This window comes from Mycobacterium cajalii (assembly GCF_045809005.2).
Classification (GTDB): domain Bacteria; phylum Actinomycetota; class Actinomycetes; order Mycobacteriales; family Mycobacteriaceae; genus Mycobacterium.
In genome coordinates this window covers 5,885,227-5,900,822 of the sequence record NZ_CM141436.1, presented here as the reverse complement: position 1 = coordinate 5,900,822, position 15,596 = coordinate 5,885,227, and the positions used below count along the sequence as shown (strand labels likewise).

The 15,596-nt window shown below is 70.6% G+C and carries 17 protein-coding genes, 1 tRNA gene and 1 other RNA gene; 10 read left to right on the top strand and 9 right to left on the bottom strand.

The window, feature by feature from the left end; translation table 11 throughout:
* Entirely contained in the window at positions 1-174 is a 174-nt protein-coding gene (locus ACJ512_RS28320) for a CsbD family protein (protein ID WP_407685980.1), read from the bottom strand.
* Positions 175-238: 64 nt separating this feature from the next.
* On the opposite strand from ACJ512_RS28320, the gene ACJ512_RS28315 reads away from it, so the two are divergent.
* Positions 239-391: a hypothetical protein gene (locus tag ACJ512_RS28315; RefSeq protein WP_407686037.1), complete on the top strand. Its 153-nt coding sequence runs from the start codon at positions 239-241 to the stop codon at positions 389-391.
* The gene (gene lipL, locus ACJ512_RS28310; protein WP_407685981.1) at positions 388-1,683 is read left to right on the top strand and encodes an esterase/beta-lactamase LipL; all 1,296 of its coding nucleotides are present in this window, start codon (positions 388-390) and stop codon (positions 1,681-1,683) included. The genes ACJ512_RS28315 and lipL overlap by 4 nt, the downstream gene beginning before the upstream one ends.
* Here the strand turns inward: lipL and ACJ512_RS28305 are convergent.
* A complete protein-coding gene (locus tag ACJ512_RS28305; RefSeq protein ID WP_407685982.1) occupies positions 1,626-2,690 on the bottom strand; it encodes an NAD(P)H-dependent amine dehydrogenase family protein in 1,065 nt (354 codons plus the stop codon). The two genes, lipL and ACJ512_RS28305, sit on opposite strands and share 58 nt — an antisense overlap.
* Before the next feature lie 71 nt (positions 2,691-2,761).
* Between ACJ512_RS28305 and ACJ512_RS28300 the strand changes: the two genes are divergently transcribed.
* Positions 2,762-3,145, top strand: coding sequence for a hypothetical protein (locus ACJ512_RS28300; protein ID WP_407685983.1), 384 nt, complete (start codon positions 2,762-2,764; stop codon positions 3,143-3,145).
* A gap of 8 nt (positions 3,146-3,153) precedes the next feature.
* Positions 3,154-3,900, top strand: a complete 747-nt coding sequence (locus tag ACJ512_RS28295) for an enoyl-CoA hydratase/isomerase family protein (protein ID WP_407685984.1) — start codon at positions 3,154-3,156, stop codon at positions 3,898-3,900.
* A gap of 17 nt (positions 3,901-3,917) precedes the next feature.
* Here the strand turns inward: ACJ512_RS28295 and ACJ512_RS28290 are convergent, their stop codons facing one another.
* Positions 3,918-4,679: a hypothetical protein gene (locus tag ACJ512_RS28290; RefSeq protein WP_407685985.1), complete on the bottom strand. Its 762-nt coding sequence runs from the start codon at positions 4,677-4,679 to the stop codon at positions 3,918-3,920.
* Positions 4,680-4,771: 92 nt separating this feature from the next.
* A tRNA-Ser gene (locus ACJ512_RS28285) sits at positions 4,772-4,860 on the bottom strand.
* Between the two features lie 79 nt (positions 4,861-4,939).
* On the opposite strand from ACJ512_RS28285, the gene ffs reads away from it, so the two are divergent.
* From ffs to ACJ512_RS28270, 3 genes are all read left to right on the top strand, one after another.
* An RNA gene (gene ffs / locus ACJ512_RS28280) (signal recognition particle sRNA small type) lies at positions 4,940-5,036 on the top strand.
* 36 nt (positions 5,037-5,072) lie between these two features.
* Positions 5,073-6,362: an aminotransferase class I/II-fold pyridoxal phosphate-dependent enzyme gene (locus ACJ512_RS28275; protein ID WP_407685986.1), complete on the top strand. Its 1,290-nt coding sequence runs from the start codon at positions 5,073-5,075 to the stop codon at positions 6,360-6,362.
* A 64-nt stretch (positions 6,363-6,426) separates the two neighbouring features.
* Entirely contained in the window at positions 6,427-8,202 is a 1,776-nt protein-coding gene (locus ACJ512_RS28270; RefSeq protein ID WP_407685987.1) for a DNA polymerase III subunits gamma/tau, read from the top strand.
* Here ACJ512_RS28270 and ACJ512_RS28265 read toward each other — a convergent pair.
* Entirely contained in the window at positions 8,199-9,509 is a 1,311-nt protein-coding gene (locus ACJ512_RS28265; protein WP_407685988.1) for a class I SAM-dependent methyltransferase, read from the bottom strand. The genes ACJ512_RS28270 and ACJ512_RS28265 overlap by 4 nt on opposite strands.
* Entirely contained in the window at positions 9,506-10,858 is a 1,353-nt protein-coding gene (locus ACJ512_RS28260; protein WP_407686031.1) for an FAD-binding protein, read from the bottom strand. Before ACJ512_RS28260 ends, ACJ512_RS28265 begins: the two co-directional genes overlap by 4 nt.
* A 152-nt stretch (positions 10,859-11,010) precedes the next feature.
* On the opposite strand from ACJ512_RS28260, the gene ACJ512_RS28255 reads away from it, so the two are divergent.
* Positions 11,011-11,448, top strand: coding sequence for an SRPBCC family protein (locus ACJ512_RS28255; RefSeq protein WP_407685989.1), 438 nt, complete (start codon positions 11,011-11,013; stop codon positions 11,446-11,448).
* On the opposite strand, the gene ACJ512_RS28250 is transcribed toward ACJ512_RS28255, so the two are convergent.
* Entirely contained in the window at positions 11,445-12,224 is a 780-nt protein-coding gene (locus tag ACJ512_RS28250) for an Rv3717 family N-acetylmuramoyl-L-alanine amidase (RefSeq protein WP_407685990.1), read from the bottom strand. The two genes, ACJ512_RS28255 and ACJ512_RS28250, sit on opposite strands and share 4 nt — an antisense overlap.
* Before the next feature lie 98 nt (positions 12,225-12,322).
* Here ACJ512_RS28250 and ACJ512_RS28245 point away from each other — a divergent pair, with 98 nt between their 5' ends.
* Together ACJ512_RS28245 and recR are read left to right on the top strand one after the other, a co-directional pair.
* Positions 12,323-12,718, top strand: a complete 396-nt coding sequence (locus ACJ512_RS28245) for a YbaB/EbfC family nucleoid-associated protein (RefSeq protein ID WP_407685991.1) — start codon at positions 12,323-12,325, stop codon at positions 12,716-12,718.
* A 13-nt stretch (positions 12,719-12,731) separates the two neighbouring features.
* Positions 12,732-13,343 (top strand): recombination mediator RecR, encoded by a 612-nt coding sequence (gene recR / locus ACJ512_RS28240; RefSeq protein ID WP_369736531.1) that lies wholly within the window; start codon positions 12,732-12,734, stop codon positions 13,341-13,343.
* A gap of 92 nt (positions 13,344-13,435) precedes the next feature.
* On the opposite strand, the gene ACJ512_RS28235 is transcribed toward recR, so the two are convergent.
* Positions 13,436-14,143, bottom strand: coding sequence for a type 1 glutamine amidotransferase (locus ACJ512_RS28235; RefSeq protein ID WP_407685992.1), 708 nt, complete (start codon positions 14,141-14,143; stop codon positions 13,436-13,438).
* On the bottom strand, positions 14,136-15,374 hold the full coding sequence (locus ACJ512_RS28230; RefSeq protein WP_407685993.1) for a MurT ligase domain-containing protein: 1,239 nt from the start codon (positions 15,372-15,374) through the stop codon (positions 14,136-14,138). Before ACJ512_RS28230 ends, ACJ512_RS28235 begins: the two co-directional genes overlap by 8 nt.
* Between the last annotated feature and the right edge of the window lie 222 nt (positions 15,375-15,596).

The following is a 15,596-nucleotide window of genomic DNA, read 5'->3' as shown; positions in this document are numbered from 1 at the left end:
CTATTTCTTGAAGGCATCCTTCACTTTCTCACCCGCGTCCTTCAGGCTCGACTTGGCCTGGTCCGCCCTGCCCTCGTTCCGGGTGTCCTCGTCCCCGGTCACCTTGCCGACGGCCTCCTTGGCCCGGCCACCCAGATCCTCGATCTTGTTCTTGATTTTGTCTTCGGCGCTCATGGTGGACCATTTACCCCGCCGCGGGTGATGTTGAAACCCGACCGCGCCTGTCACCATGGAATTCGTGAGCACCGCAATCGTCGTGGCGATCCTCGTCGGCGTGACACTGCTCGCCCTCGGCATGGTGGCCAACCAGCTGCTCCGGCTGCGGAAGTGGTTGAAGAACTCGCCCGCGGTCCCCCCGGCTCCCGAAGAGCCGCCGGACGAACGCCGATGACCGCAACGGAGCTGCTGGTGAGCGCCGACGGCCTGCCCCGCGGTGTATCCGGTGCCGCAGACCCGCATTTCGGAAACGTCGTCAAACTGTTCGCCCAGCTCTTCTTCGGCCGCCGGTTCGGCGGGGGTGCCCTGTGCGTCTACATCGACGGCGTGCCCGTCGTCGACGTCTGGACGGGGTGGTCGGACCGGGCCGGCACCCGGAGCTGGAGCGCCGACACCGGCGCCATGGTGTTCTCGGCCACCAAGGGTGTCGCCTCGACGGTGATCCACCGGCTGGCCGACCGCGGACTGCTGTCCTACGACGAACCCGTCGCCGCGTACTGGCCCGAGTTCGGCGCGAACGGCAAGGGCGACATCACCGTTCGTGACGTCCTGCGGCACCGGTCCGGGTTGTCGCATCTGCGCGGCGTCACCAAGACCGAGCTGATGGACCACCTGCTGATGGAGCAGCGCCTGGCCGCCGCGCCCGTCGACCACCTGCGCGGCGTGCAGGCCTACCACGCGCTGACCTACGGGTGGTTGCTGTCCGGGCTGGCGCGGGCGGTGACGGGCAAGGGCATGCGGGAGCTGATCCGACAGGAGGTGGCCCGACCCCTCGACACCGACGGGGTGCACCTCGGGCGCCCGCCGCAGGGGGCACCGACCACGGTCGCCGAGATCCTGATGCCGCAGGGCAGGCTGCGCACCCCGGTCGTCGACTTCCTCGCGCCGCGGGTGGCCGGCCTGAAGTTCTCCGGGGCACTCGGCGCGATGTACTTCCCGGGGGTCGTCTCGCTGGTCAAGGGCGAGACACCCTTCCTCGACGGCGAGGTGCCCGCGGCCAACGGCGTGGTGACCGGCCGTGGACTGGCCAAGATGTATGCCGCGCTGGCCAACGACGGCCGCATCGACGGCGGGCAATACCTTTCCGAGGAGTTGGCGCGCGGCCTGACCGGGCGGTCCCGGATCAAGTGGCCCGACGCGAACATGATGGTGCCCATGCCTTTTCACCTCGGCTACCACGAGTCGCCAATTCCCGGCCTGCTCAACGGTTTCGGGCATGTCGGCCTGGGCGGGACGCTCGGATGGGCCGATCCCGCGACGGGCAGCGCGTTCGGGTTCGTGCACAACCGGCTGCTGACGCCGTTGTTGTTCGACATGGGGTCGTTCGCGGGGCTGGCCGGCCCGCTGCGCAACGCCGTCGAGGCGGCCCGGCACCGGGGGCCGCTCGAGGTGCCCGGGCTGGGCGCCGGTTACACCGACGCCTTGGGCACGTTGCCGCGGGGCAGCGTCAGCGGGAGATCGGTGTAGGTCGCGATCCCCGGGGCCGCGGCGACGACGGCCGGGATCGCGTTGATGGCGGGCATCGCGGTCATGATGTGGCCGAGGTCCATGAATTCCTCGATCGTCGTGGCCTGGAAGTACGGCGGCGGCAGGAAGCCGACCTTGGTGGTCACCGTCGGCTGCCCGTCGATCTGGATCACCCAGCCGTCCTGGTCGATCTTCCAGTCCGGCTCGAGGGTCTGGCCCTTGCGCCAGCGCACGTTCAGGTCGATCACGGCGGTGTCGCCGACGATCCCCTGCCAGCTGATGTAGACCCCCGCAACGCATCCCGCGGGGATGGTCCAGGACGCCATCTCCAGGTCCGCTGTGGTCTGGGCGAACTCGGCCACGCACCGCACCTCGTCGAGCTCGACGCCCAGCGCGTCGCCCACCAGCCGGACCGCCTCCCCGAAGATGGCCGTCCCCTTGGCGGCCATCGCCGGCAGGTCCGGGTTGTCGATCGGCTGGCCGAAGCCGACCGGCTTCTCGGTCTCGGGGGAGTCGTAGAACGTGGTGTCGGCGGCCTCGTTGACGGTGACCTTGTCGACCCGGTTGCACACCATCGCCGACACGATGGCCAGCAGCTCGGCGAAACCGGGGCTGACGCCGGACCCGAAGATCGTCGCGCCGCCCGTCCGGCAGGCGTGCAGGATGCGGTCGCGGCCGTCGCCGAGGTTGCCGCCGGTGATGAACGACGCCGTCGTCACCACGTTGACGCCCGCGGACAGGATGCGCACCAGCTCGTCGACGTCGATCCACATGGGGTTGTAGACGACGCAGTCGGGCTTCAGCGCGAGCAGCTCGTCCACGTCGTTGGTGGCGGCCACGCCCAGCGGCTCGATGCCGACCAGCTCGCCGGCGTCGCGGCCGACCTTCTCGGGGGACCACGCGTAGCAGCCGACCAGTTCCAGCAGGGGATTGGTCACGATCGACTTCAGCGAGCTCTTGCCGACGTTTCCGGTGTTCCATTGAACGACGCGATAGGTGTTTGGCACTCGCTCAGCATAGGGAATCACCCGCGCCCGGGCGATAGTGAACCCGGCGACCGTACGAAGGAGGACATCCGATGCCCGGTGTGAAATGGCTGGAAAGGCCCGAGGCCCATGACTTTCCGGCCGCGGCCGACTACCTCGCGCTGCTCGCCGACGCGCAGACCGTCACGCAGTTGACGGAGCGGCTGAAGGCCGGGAACGTCGTCCACAAGAAGGCCAAGGACATTCTGCGAGCGGCGCGGCTGCGCCTGCTGCCCGCCGACAACCCGCATGTCGCGGCGGATCTGGCCAAGATCGAGAAGGGCCAGCCCCTCTCGGCCATCCTGCTGGTGCGCGGCGACCTGGTCACCGGTGTCGCGTTGCAGATCGCCGACGGCTACCACCGCGTGTGCGCCAGCTATCACACCGACGAGAACACCGACATTCCGGTGGTGCTCGCCGATCCGCCCCGTGCTTGAGTGGACGAGTGATCGAGATTCATGCCGTGCAATCGGTGCGGGTGCTGACCCTGTCGTCGGGAAGCGTCAACGCCCTCGACGTCGACCTGTTGGAAGAGGTGGCCCTGGCGGTCAGAGACCTGGCGCGTTCCGACGACGCCGGTGCGCTCGTCGTCACCGGTGCCGGCCGGGTCTTCAGCGCCGGCGTCGACCTCAAACGCGCGGTGGCGGAGGGCAGCGACTACACCGATCGGCTGGTCCCCGCCCTGTCGGAGGCGTTCGAGGCGCTCTTCACCTATCCGGGGCCCACGGTGGCCGCGGTCAACGGTGCGGCCATCGCGGGTGGGTGCGTGCTGGCCTGCGCGTGCGACCGGCGCCTGATCACCCCGGAGGCGCAGATCGGGGTGACCGAGGTGCACGTCGGGGTGCCGTTGCCGGTCGCCGCGCTCGAGGTCGTGCGTTATGCATGCGGCGACCACGCCGACGTGGTGCTGCTCGGCGGGCGCACCTACAGCGGGGCCGAGACGATAGCAGCCGGGCTCGCCCACCGGGTGGTCGACGGCGATCTCATGGCGATGGCGGTGGCGGAGGCGACGGAGCTCGGCGGCATCCCGGCGGACGCCTATCGCCACACCAAGGGCCAGCTGCGCGCCCCGACCATGGCGCGGATTCGCGAGTCCGCCGACATCGACGACGAGGTGCGCCGGATGTGGGGCTCGGCCGAGACCCAGCAGCGCCTCGCCCAGTACGTGGAGCGTTTGCGGCGCCGCGACTGAGCCCGCCCGCTATTCGTCTATTCGTCGTCGACCGCGACGCCGCCGCGGCTGCGCCTGCGCCGCATCCGGTGTGAGCCCTTCCCGGTCGGCCGGCGGTTGCGCAACCCGCCCGGGGCGTCGTCGGGCTCCTCGGCCGCTTCGGCGGTCGGGGCTTCCTGGGTCTCGGCGGCCTCGAGCTCCTCGGTTTCCCCGGCTTCCCCGGTCTCCTCTGCGGCTTCGTCGGTGGTCTCGGCCTCTTCGGTCTCTTCGGTCTCTTCGGACTCCTCGGCCTCTTCGGCCTCTTCGGCTTCGCCCTTCGCGCGGCGGAGGCGACGCTTCTTGGGCTTGCGTGCCTTGATCGGTTTCGGCGGTGGCGGGGGCAACTCGGCCACGAACGCCAGGTAGAACGCGAAGATGCCGAGCACCGCGATCGCGGCGGCGCCGCCGTAGATCCCGAACAGATACCGCCCGGCGGCGTCCAGGCTGAGCCAGATCTCGCTGATCGCGGTCCCGACGATCAGCACCGCGGCCAGCACGTGGGCCACCACCGACCACACCCGGATGCGCAGGGCGAGCTGCGGGGTCCCCAGCTCCGGCCTGCGGCTGCGCAACAGGACGAACACCACCGGCAGCGCGGCCAGGCCGATCAGTGCGCCCGACGCGATCCGGCCGGCCATCCCCAGCGCCCGCGGCATCTCACCCATCAGCTCGTACCAGCGGGGCAACACGCAGTAGAAGTAGAGGACACCGGCGGCAATCGCGGACAACGCGTGCCACAGCACGAACCACTTCCGGCCCATACGCCTCCTCAGGCTGGTGAGTTCACGCCAGTCCAGGGGCGACCAGAACCCACGTCGTGTTCGTCCGCGCCTTGCTCAAGGTGCGCTCCGTATGGCGGAGGATGCGGGATTTGAACCCGCGAGGGCTGTTAACCCAACCCGCGTTCCAGGCGAGCGCCATAGGCCACTAGGCGAATCCTCCGTGGGCCATGGTAACTGCTGAGTCCAGCGGTGGGACCTGCGGCTTGTGCGTGGCGCCCCGACGCGGGTACTACACTCGCCGGAGGACCCCGCGCGGCGTCTATCCTGTGAACTCCCCCAGGGCCGGAAGGCAGCAAGGGTCAATGGGCTCTGTCGGGTGCGCGGGGTCCCCCATGTTCGGGGCGCCGCACCAGATCGACGAAAGGCTCATCGGTGTCGTTCGACTTCCTCAGCCCTGACGAGCTGACCGCACTGCACGCACGCCACCAGCAGGAGTATGCGCAGCTGCAGTCCAAGAAGCTGTCGTTGGACCTGACCCGCGGCAAACCCGCGCCGGAGCAGCTCGACCTGTCCAACCGGCTGCTGAGCCTGCCCGGGAACGAATTCCGCGACCCCGAGGGCACCGACACCCGCAACTACGGCGGCCTGCACGGCCTGCCCGGACTGCGGGCCGTCTTCGCCGAGCTGCTGGGCATCCCGGTGCCCAACCTGATCGCGGGCAACAACTCCAGCCTGGAGCTGATGCACGACATCGTCGCCTTCTCGATGCTGTACGGCGGCGTGGACTCCCAGCGGCCCTGGAAGGACGAGCCGGCCGTCAAGTTCCTCTGCCCCGTCCCCGGCTACGACCGGCACTTCGCCATCACCGAGACGATGGGCGTCGAAATGATCGGAGTCCCGATGCTCGAGGACGGCCCGGACGTCGACCTGATCGAAGAGCTGGTGGCCGTCGACCCGGCCATCAAGGGGATGTGGTCGGTGCCGGTGTTCGCCAACCCCACCGGCATCACCTACTCCTGGGAGACGGTCCGCCGGCTCGTCCAGATGCGCACGGCGGCGCCCGACTTCCGGCTGTTCTGGGACAACGCCTACGCGGTGCACACCCTGACGCACGACTTCGTCAGCCAGATCGACGTCCTCGGTCTGGCCGCCACGGCCGACAACCCCAACCGCCCGTACGTGTTCGCGTCCACCTCCAAGATCACCTTCGCCGGCGCCGGCGTCAGCTTCCTGGGCGGATCGCTGGGCAACATCGCCTGGTACCTGCAGTACGCGGGCAAGAAGTCGATCGGCCCGGACAAGGTCAACCAGCTGCGGCACCTGCGCTTCTTCGGCGACGCCGACGGGGTGCGCCTGCACATGCTGCGCCACCAGCAGATCCTCGCGCCGAAGTTCGCGCTCGCGCTCGAGATCCTCGAGCAGCGGCTCGGCGATTCCAAGATCGCCTCGTGGACCGACCCCAAGGGCGGCTACTTCATTAGCCTCGACGTGCTGCCCGGCACCGCCAAGCGGACGGTCGCGCTGGCCAAGGACGCGGGCATCGCGCTGACCGAGGCCGGCGCGTCGTTCCCGTACCGCAACGACCCCGACGACAAGAACATCCGGATCGCTCCCACCTTCCCGTCGCTGCCCGACCTGCGCGACGCGGTCGACGGCCTGGCGACGTGTGCGCTGCTGGCCGCGTCGGAGTCCGTGCTGTCCGCGACATCCAGTGTGAACTGAGGGCGGGCGCACTACTCGACGGCCAGGCCCACGGTCGTCGGCGTTCGTCGGTAGCCTGCTCTGCGTGGCTCTCTACCGTAAGTACCGGCCGGCAACCTTCGCCGAGGTGGTGGGGCAGGAGCACGTCACCGAGCCGCTGTCGATCGCCCTGGAAGCCGGCCGGATCAACCACGCGTACCTGTTCTCCGGCCCGCGCGGGTGCGGGAAGACGTCGTCGGCGCGCATCCTGGCGCGGTCGCTGAACTGTGTGCAGGGCCCGACGGCCAGCCCGTGCGGAGTGTGCGATTCGTGCACCGCGCTGGCGCCCAACGCGCCCGGCAGCATCGACGTGGTCGAACTCGACGCCGCCAGCCACGGCGGCGTGGACGACACCCGCGAGCTGCGGGACCGCGCGTTCTACGCGCCGGCCCAGTCGCGCTACCGGGTGTTCATCGTCGACGAGGCGCACATGGTGACCACCGCCGGTTTCAACGCGCTGCTCAAGATCGTCGAGGAACCTCCCGAACACCTCATCTTCATCTTCGCCACCACCGAACCGGAGAAGGTGCTCCCGACGATCCGGTCGCGCACCCATCACTACCCGTTCCGGCTGCTGCCGCCGAAGACCATGCGGACGTTGATCGAGCGGATCTGCGCGCAGGAGGGCGTCGTCGTCGACGACGCGGTCTACCCGCTGGTGATCCGCGCCGGTGGCGGGTCGCCGCGCGACAGCCTCTCGGTGCTGGACCAGCTGGTGGCCGGGGCCGAGAACTCCCACGTCACCTACCAGCGGGCGCTCGGGCTGCTGGGCGCCACCGACGTCGCGCTGATCGACGACGCCGTCGACGCCCTAGCCGCCGGCGACGCCGCCGCGCTGTTCGGCGCCGTCGAGTCGGTGATCGACGCGGGCCACGACCCGCGCCGGTTCGCCACCGACCTGCTGGAGCGCTTCCGCGACCTGATCGTCATGCAGGCCGTCCCCGACGCGGTCAGCCGCGGCGTCGTCGACGCGCCTGAAGACGTGCTGGACCGGATGCGCGAGCAGGCCACCCGCATCGGCGCGGCGACCCTGACCCGCTACGCCGAGGTGGTGCAGGCCGGGCTGGGGGAGATGCGGGGGGCGACGGCGCCACGGCTGCTGCTCGAAGTGGTCTGCGCCCGGCTGCTGCTGCCGTCGGCCAGCGACGCCGAGTCGGCGCTGCTGCAGCGCGTCGAGCGCATCGAGACCCGGCTGGAGATGTCGATCCCGGCACCGGCCGTCGCGGCCCCGCCGCGGGCCCCCAGACCCGAACCCAGGCCCGCACCCGAGCCGGAACCCAAGCCCAAGCCCGAGCGGAGCCGCGAGCAGGTGGCCGAACCGGCCCCGGCGCCCGAGCCCGAACCGGCTCCCGTCGCGGCTCCGGTCGCCGGTGAGCCCAACGCGGCCGCGGTGCGGACCATGTGGCCTACCGTGCGCGACAAGGTGCGCCAGCGCAGCCGCACCACCGAGGTGATGCTGGCGGGCGCGACGGTACGCGCCGTGGAGGGCAACACGCTGGTGCTGACCCACGAGTCGGCGCCGCTGGCCAAGCGCCTGTCCGAGCAGCGCAACGCCGACGTCATCGCCGAGGCGCTCAAGGACGCCCTGGGCGTGAACTGGCGGGTGCGCTGCGAGACCGGCACGGCGGCGTCGCCGGCGGCCGTGACCCCCGAGCCGCAAGCGCCCGAGCCCGACCCGGTGCCCGACCCGCGGGCCGAAGAGGAGGAGCACATGCTCGCCGAGGCCGGCAGCGAGCCGTCGGCGCCGCGTCGTGATCCCGAAGAGGCCGCCCTCGAACTGCTGCAGAACGAGTTGGGCGCCCGCCGCATCGACGGCGGCTAGGGCTGCCACCAGGGCCGCAGCGGCAGGCCGTCGTCGCCCGACGGGCCGACCTTGGTCGCCAGCACGTGATGCAGCTGCAGGTTGTTCTGCTCGAAGGCCACCCGCGAGGCCGCCATGTACAGGCCCCACACCTTGGCGGTCGGCAGGCCGACCTCGGCGACCGCGTCGTCCCAGCGCCCGACCAGGTTGCGGCACCAGTCCCGCAGCGTCATCGCGTAGTGGTGCCGGAAGTTCTCCGTGTGCAGCACCTCGAACCCGGCGTCCTGGATCTCGGTGGTGATGCGTCCGGAACCGGTCAGCTCCCCGTCCGGGAACACGTAGCGGTCGGTGAATCCCCCCGCGAACGAGGTCGACCGGTTGTCGCGGCGGGTGATGCAGTGGTTGAGCAGCAGACCGCCGGTGCGCAGCTTGGACCGCAGGAAGCCGAAGTAGGCGGGGTAGTTCCGCACGCCGATGTGTTCGGTCAGCCCGATCGAGGAGACGGCGTCGAACCCGGCCTCACCCACGTCGCGGTAGTCGGCGTGGCGCACCTCGGCCAGCCCGGCGAGCCCCTGCTCCGCGATCGCCTGCTGCGCCCACTTCGCCTGCTGGGCCGACAGGGTGGCGCCGATGGCGCGCACGCCCTGGCGCGCCGCGTAGCGGACCATGCCGCCCCACCCGCAACCGACGTCGAGCAGCCGGTCGCCCGGCCGCAGCCGCAGCTTGTCGAAGATCAGCCGGTACTTGTTCTCCTGGGCCCCTTCCAGCGTCGCGTCGGCATGCGGATACGCCGCGCAGGTGTAGGTCATCGACGGACCGAGCACCCACTCGTAGAAGGTGTTGGAGACGTCGTAGTGGTGGTGGATGGCCTCGGCGTCCCGGGTCTTGCTGTGCATCAGGCCGTCGGCGACCCGGCGCCACCGGGGCGGCGTCTCCTGTGGGGGTGGCGTGATCGGCCGGAAGTGCTCGACGCCGAGCGAGCGCACGACGTTGGCCATCACCCGCGCCGACGGCCGCTTGAACTGGACCCGGTCGGTCATCGTCTTGAGTAGCTCGTAGGGGTCGCCGGGGTGCACCCCGTACAGCTGCAGGTCGCCCGACACGTATGCGCGGGCCAGGCCGAGCTCGCCGGGGGCCGTGGCCAGGTAGGTGGCGCCGCGGGGTGTGCGGAGGTCCAGGCCCAGCACCGCGTCGGAGTCGCCGGCGGTGCTGCCGTCGTAGGCGGTGAACCTCAGCGGCTGCCGCCCCGTCGCGGCGAAGATCGCCAGGATCTCGGCCATGCTGAGTTTCCCCGCGGTGGTGCGGTGGGGTTCTCGGATTGTCGTCATCGCCGTTGCACCGCCTTCGCGTAGAGGTCTAGGAGACGAGAGTCGGGGTCGTAGGTATTCTTGACCGTCTTGTAGGCCTCGCCGCCGTAGCGGGCGTCGAACTCCTCGCGGGTGTAGAAGGAGTCCGAATACAGCGACTTGTGCCCGTCGAGTTCGCTCACCTTCGCCTCGATCATCCGGTTCGTTGCGTCCGCTGGGCCTGCCTCGTCTGCAGCGGCCCCGGCCGGCACCGAGGACCAGAACCCGATGTTGACATACGTGTGGTCGGCCCGCATCGGATACAGCGGCCAGCCGTCGTGATCGCGCAGCCGCAACGGGCAGAACCAGATCGGGGCGATGGGCACGGTGTGCAGGAACCATTCCAGGAACTCGGCGGCGCGTTCGATGGGCACCTCGACGTCCTGCACCACCCGCTCCCGCGCCGGGCGGCCGTGACTTTTGTCGAGCCGGTCCGAGATGCCGAAGCGCCGGTCGGCCGCCACCAGCTTCGAGTAGACGCTGCTGCGCCGGTAGCGGCGCGGCCACCACCGCCGCAGCCGCGGATCCTGCACGCCGAACGCTCGGGAGCACCAGAACCAGTCGGTGTCCCAACGCCAGAAGTAGTCGTGGATCGTCAGCCGGTCGTCCTTGGCGGCGTCCGGACCCGCGGCGTCGTGCTGGATCGACCGGTAGTAGATGTCCTTGCCGGTGTAGTCGCTGACCGGACCCGGGGTCGACGTCCGCCTGCCGATGCTCAGGTAGCTCTCTTCCGGGCCGAACACCACGCCGTCGAGATAGTCGACGGGAGCGCCGCCGTGCCCGCCGGTGTCGACGATGCGTTCGGCCGCCGTCACCATCTCCGTCAGCGAGTGGAATCGGATGTGCCGCAGCGCCACAAAGGGCGATACCGACTCCAGCTCGATCCGCAGCCGGGTCGAATAGCCCAGGGTGCCATAGGAATTGGGAAATGCGCGGAACAGGTCAGGATGCCGGGTGCGCGACGCGGTGAGCAGTTCGCCGCCGCCGGTGAGGATGTCCATCTCGAGCACCGACTCGTGGGGCAGCCCGTTGCGGAACGACGCCGACTCGATCCCCAGCCCGCTGACCGCACCGCCGAGGGTGATCGTCTTCAATTGCGGGACGACCAGTGGCGAAAGGCCGTAGCGCAACGTCGCCGCCACCAGGTCCTCGTAGGTGCACATGCCGGCGACGTCGGCGGTGCGGGTCTCGGGGTCGACCCCGAGGACGCCGGTCAGCCCGGAGGTGTCCAGCCCGGGCGCGTCGTGTTTGGTGCGGGCGCGGAACAGGTTTGAGGTGGGTTTGGCGAGCCGGACGGCGGAGGTCGGCGGGATGGATCGATAACTCGCCATCAACCGGTCGACGCCGGCGGTGTGGGCTGAGAGTGTGGATCCAGGGATTGGCACCACATATACCCTAGTCTTCGGCAACTGCCCGTGCACCCGTGCGCGGGCGGCGACACGCAGAAACGAGCATGCGGAAACGATCATGAGGGGAAGTTGCCTTGGGACAGGTAAGCGCAGCCAGCACGATCTTGGTCAATGCCGAGCCCGCGGCCACCCTTGCCGCGGTCGCGGACTATGAGGAGATGCGCCCGAAAATCCTTTCCCCGCAGTACAGCCAGTACCAGGTGCTGCAGGGTGGGCAGGGCGCGGGCACGGTCGCCAAGTGGAAGCTGCAGGCGACCAGATCGCGCGTGCGCGACGTGCAGGTCGGCGTCGACGTCGCCGGCCACACCGTCATCGAGAAGGACGCGAACTCGTCCATGGTGATCAACTGGACGGTGGCGCCCGCCGGGCCCGGGTCCAGCGTCACCGTCAAGACCACCTGGACCGGGGCGGGCGGCGTCAAGGGATTCTTCGAGAAGACCTTCGCGCCCTTGGGGCTGAAGAGGATTCAGGGCGAGGTGCTGGCCAACCTGAAGAAGGAGCTGGAGGGCTAACGGGCCTGGCTCTGGGTGGCCAGGTAGCCCGCGACACCGCGCACCATCGCGTCGGCGTATTTCTGCCGGCCCTCGGGGGACTGCATCAGCGCCGAGTCGGCGGGGTTTTTCATGTTGCCGCACTCGACCAGGATCGCGGGGTACTGCGCCAGGTTCAGGCCGGTCAGGTCCGAGCGACCGTAGAGTCCGTTTTGGCCGATGTAGTTGGCGGGCGGAATGCCCGACGCCTGCAACTGGTCGCGCATGATCCGGGCGTACTGGACCGACGGCCCGGCCTGCACCGGGTTGAGCGGCGGTGCCGAGTAGTTCACGTGGAAGCCCCGGCCGGACGGGGGGCCGCCGTCGGCGTGGATGCTCAGGATCGCATTGGGGTGCAATGAATTGGCCACGTTGACGCGCTCATCGATGCACGGCCCCAGCGCGTTGTCGTTGCCGCGCGACAGGGCGGTCCGCACGCCCAGCGCGTTCAGCTCGGCGCGCACCCGCAGCGCGGTGTCCCAGGTGAACGTGTGCTCCGGGTAGCCGGCGTTGGTCGACGTGCCGCTGGCCTGGCAGTCCTTGGTGCCGCCGCGGCCCGTCGGCACCTGGCGGCTGATGGAGGCGTCGTTGGCGCCGTTGTGGCCGGGGTCGATGAAGACGATCATGCCGGCGATGTTGGATGGGGCCGCGTTCGCAACCGGGGCCGCGGCCGGGCCGGCAAGGATCGCCGCCGACGCGGCCACCAGCGCCGCGACCGCCGTCTTGAGCCCGACACGCCTGCTCACTCGTAGGTCCACCACGCCACGGTAACCGGGGGCGGTCTACGCTGGGGGTTTCGAACCGCCCGACACCCGTAGGCGAAACCAACTCGATACCGAGATGCGAGGGGATTGTCATGCAACCCGGAGGTCAACCCGGAGGTCCCGGAGGCGATATGTCCGCCCTGCTCGCCCAGGCGCAGCAGATGCAGCAGAAGCTTTTGGAAGCCCAGCAACAGCTCGCCAACGCCGAGGTGCACGGTCAGGCCGGCGGCGGTCTGGTCAAGGTCGTCGTCAAGGGCAGCGGGCAGGTGGTCGGGGTGCAGCTCGACCCCAAGGTCGTCGACCCTTCCGACATCGAGACCCTGCAGGACTTGATCGTCGGCGCCATGTCCGACGCGTCCCAGCAGGTCACCACGATGGCGCAGGAACGGCTCGGGGCGCTGGCCGGCGGCATGGGCGGTCCCCCGCCCGGTGCTCCGGGCGCTCCGCCCGCGCCGCCGGCTCCGCCGACCCGGATGCCGGAGCTGTAGACCTCGTACCGACATGTTCGAGGGACCCGTCCAGGATCTGATCGACGAGCTGGGCAAGCTGCCGGGGATCGGCCCGAAGAGCGCTCAGCGGATCGCCTTCCACCTGTTGTCGGTGGAACCGCCCGATATCGACCGGTTGACCGCGGTGCTGTCCCGGGTGCGCGACGGCGTCCGATTCTGCGCGGTGTGCGGCAACGTCTCCGACGACGAGCGGTGCAGAATTTGCTCTGACAGCCGTCGAGACGCATCCGTGGTGTGCGTCGTCGAGGAGCCCAAGGACATCCAGGCCGTCGAGCGCACCCGCGAGTTCCGCGGCCGCTACCACGTCCTGGGCGGCGCGCTGGATCCGCTGTCCGGGGTGGGCCCCGAGCAGCTGCGGATCCGCGAGCTGCTGAGCCGCATCGGTGAGCGCGTCGACGACGTCGACATCACCGAGGTGATCATCGCGACCGACCCCAACACCGAGGGGGAGGCGACGGCAACCTACCTGGTGCGGATGCTGCGCGACATCCCCGGCCTGACCGTCACCCGGATCGCGTCCGGACTGCCGATGGGCGGCGACCTGGAGTTCGCCGACGAGCTCACGCTGGGGCGCGCGCTCGCCGGTCGCCGGGCGATGGTCTGACGCGGGCTGGTTCCCGCGCCGAGATCGACGTTTCGCAGGTCCCTTCTCGCGCTTTTCTGCAAAAGGTGGATCTCGGTGCGGCACCGGCGGCGCTAGCGGGCCGCCAGCCGTTCGCGGCGCAGCAGCTCCACCTCGGGCAGCTCCAGCGGCGCCAGCTCGCCGGCCACCCGGCCCAGCAGCAGGTCGGCGAGCTCGGGGTTGCGGGCCAGGCACGGCCCGTGCATGTAGGTCGCGACGACACTGCCCTGCACCGCGCCGTCGAAGCCGTCCCCGGCCCGGTTACCCGCGCCCCTGGTCACCGCGCCCAGCGGTGCCGCCGCGGGACCCAGCACGGTGCCGCCGCGGTGGTTCTCGAACCCCGTCAGCGGCTGGGTGAGCCCGGCCGGCATCGGCGTGCTCACCAGCTCGCCGATGGTGCGCGCCGCCTGCGGCGACGTCGTCGCATCCAGCAGCCCCACCCCGTCGACCCGTTCGCCGGCCGACGTCTCGTACCACTGCCCGAGCACCTGCACGGCCGCGCAGATGGCCAGCACGGGCGCGCCCCGCTCCGCCGCGCGCTGCAGCCCCGGGTGGCGCAGCAGATGCCGGGTGGCCAGCCGCTGGGCGTAGTCTTCCGCGCCGCCGAGGGTGTACAGGTCCAGTGACGCGGGCACCGGATCGGCCAGCGTGATCTCGACGATCTCGGCGGCGATGCCGCGCAGCCGCAGGCGTTGCCGCAGCACCACCGCGTTGCCGCCGTCGCCGTAGGTGCCCATCACGTCGGGCAGCACCAGCCCGATACGCACGGTCGATTCAGCCATGGCGCGCCAATGCCCGCTGCAGCTGCAAGAACGCGGTGTAGTTGGCGACGACCTCCACCCGCCCGGGCGGACACGACGCGATGGCGGCCATGGTGTCGTGCACCAGCGTGTGCTCGACCCCCGCATACCCGAGGCGCACGGCCAGGTCGGTGCCGCGCTCACCGGCGGCCACCACAGCAGTGTTCTCGAAGTGCTCGAACCGGACGTCCCACAGCCACGACAGGTCCTCCCCGTCGGGCACCAGCCCGTTGACCGCGATGACGACGCCGGCCGCGTGCTTGTCCACCATCGACAGCGCCTCGGACCAGCCGGCCGGGTTCTTGGCCAGCAGAAGCCGCGCCTCGTGCCGGCCGACCCGCACGGTCCGGTAGCGCCCGGCGACCTCGTCGACTCCCGAGACCGCCGCGACGGCCGAAGCCGGGTCGGCGCCCAGCGCGACGGCGGCCGCCACGGCCTGGGCGGCGTTGCCCCGGTTCACCGCCCCGGGCAGCGCCAACCGCATCGGCAGGGCCAGGCCGTCGGGCCCGTACAGGATCCCCCCATCTTCCGGGTCGAACCACCACTGCGGGCTGGGCCGCTTGAAGTCGGCCCCGGTGGAGTACCAGTGGCCCTTCTCGCGGACGATCACCTCGCCGCTGCGCGGGCAGCTGACCGAGTCGTTCGCCCACGCACCGCCGGCGGCCACCCACACGACGTTCGGGTTGTCGTAGGCGGCCGAGGTCATCAGCACGTCGTCGCAGTTGGCGACGACCACCGCCGCGGGGTGCCGCGCCAGGCCGGCCCGCAGCGCCCGTTCGATGACGTTGATCTCCCCGACGCGGTCCAGCTGGTCGCGCGACAAATTGAGCAGAACGACGACGGCGGCCTCCACCGCATCCAGGACGTGCGGCACGTGCATCTCGTCGACTTCCAGCGCGGCCAGTGCGGCGTGGCGGTCGGCGGCCAGCGCGGCCACCAGGCCGGCGTCCATGTTGGCGCCTTCGGCGTTGGTCGCCACGGGCCCGACGGTGCCCAGCGCCGCCGCCGTCATCCGGGTCGTGGTCGACTTGCCGTTCGTCCCGGTGACGACGACCGTGCGCCGGCCCGCGCCCAGCTGACGCAGCACCGAACGGTCCAGCGTCATCGCGACCAAGCCGCCGATCATCGCTCCCGCGCCGCGCCCGCTCACCCGCGACGCCCAGCGCGCGCACGCTCCCGCGGCGAGGGCCACGCGGGCGCGGGTGGTGATCACCCGGGAAGTTTAAGGGCGATCGCGAGCGCGGCGCAGAGCGCCGGGCGCTGCGGGTCGGCCGCATCGGGTCGAGCGCGATCGCGAGCGCGGCGCGGAGCGCCGGGCGCTGCGGGTCGGCCGCACCGTTTCGAGCGCGATCGCGAGCGCGGCGCGGAGCGCCGGGCGCTGCGGGTCGGCCGCATCGGGTCGAGCGCGATCGCGAGCGCGGCGCGGAGCGCCGGG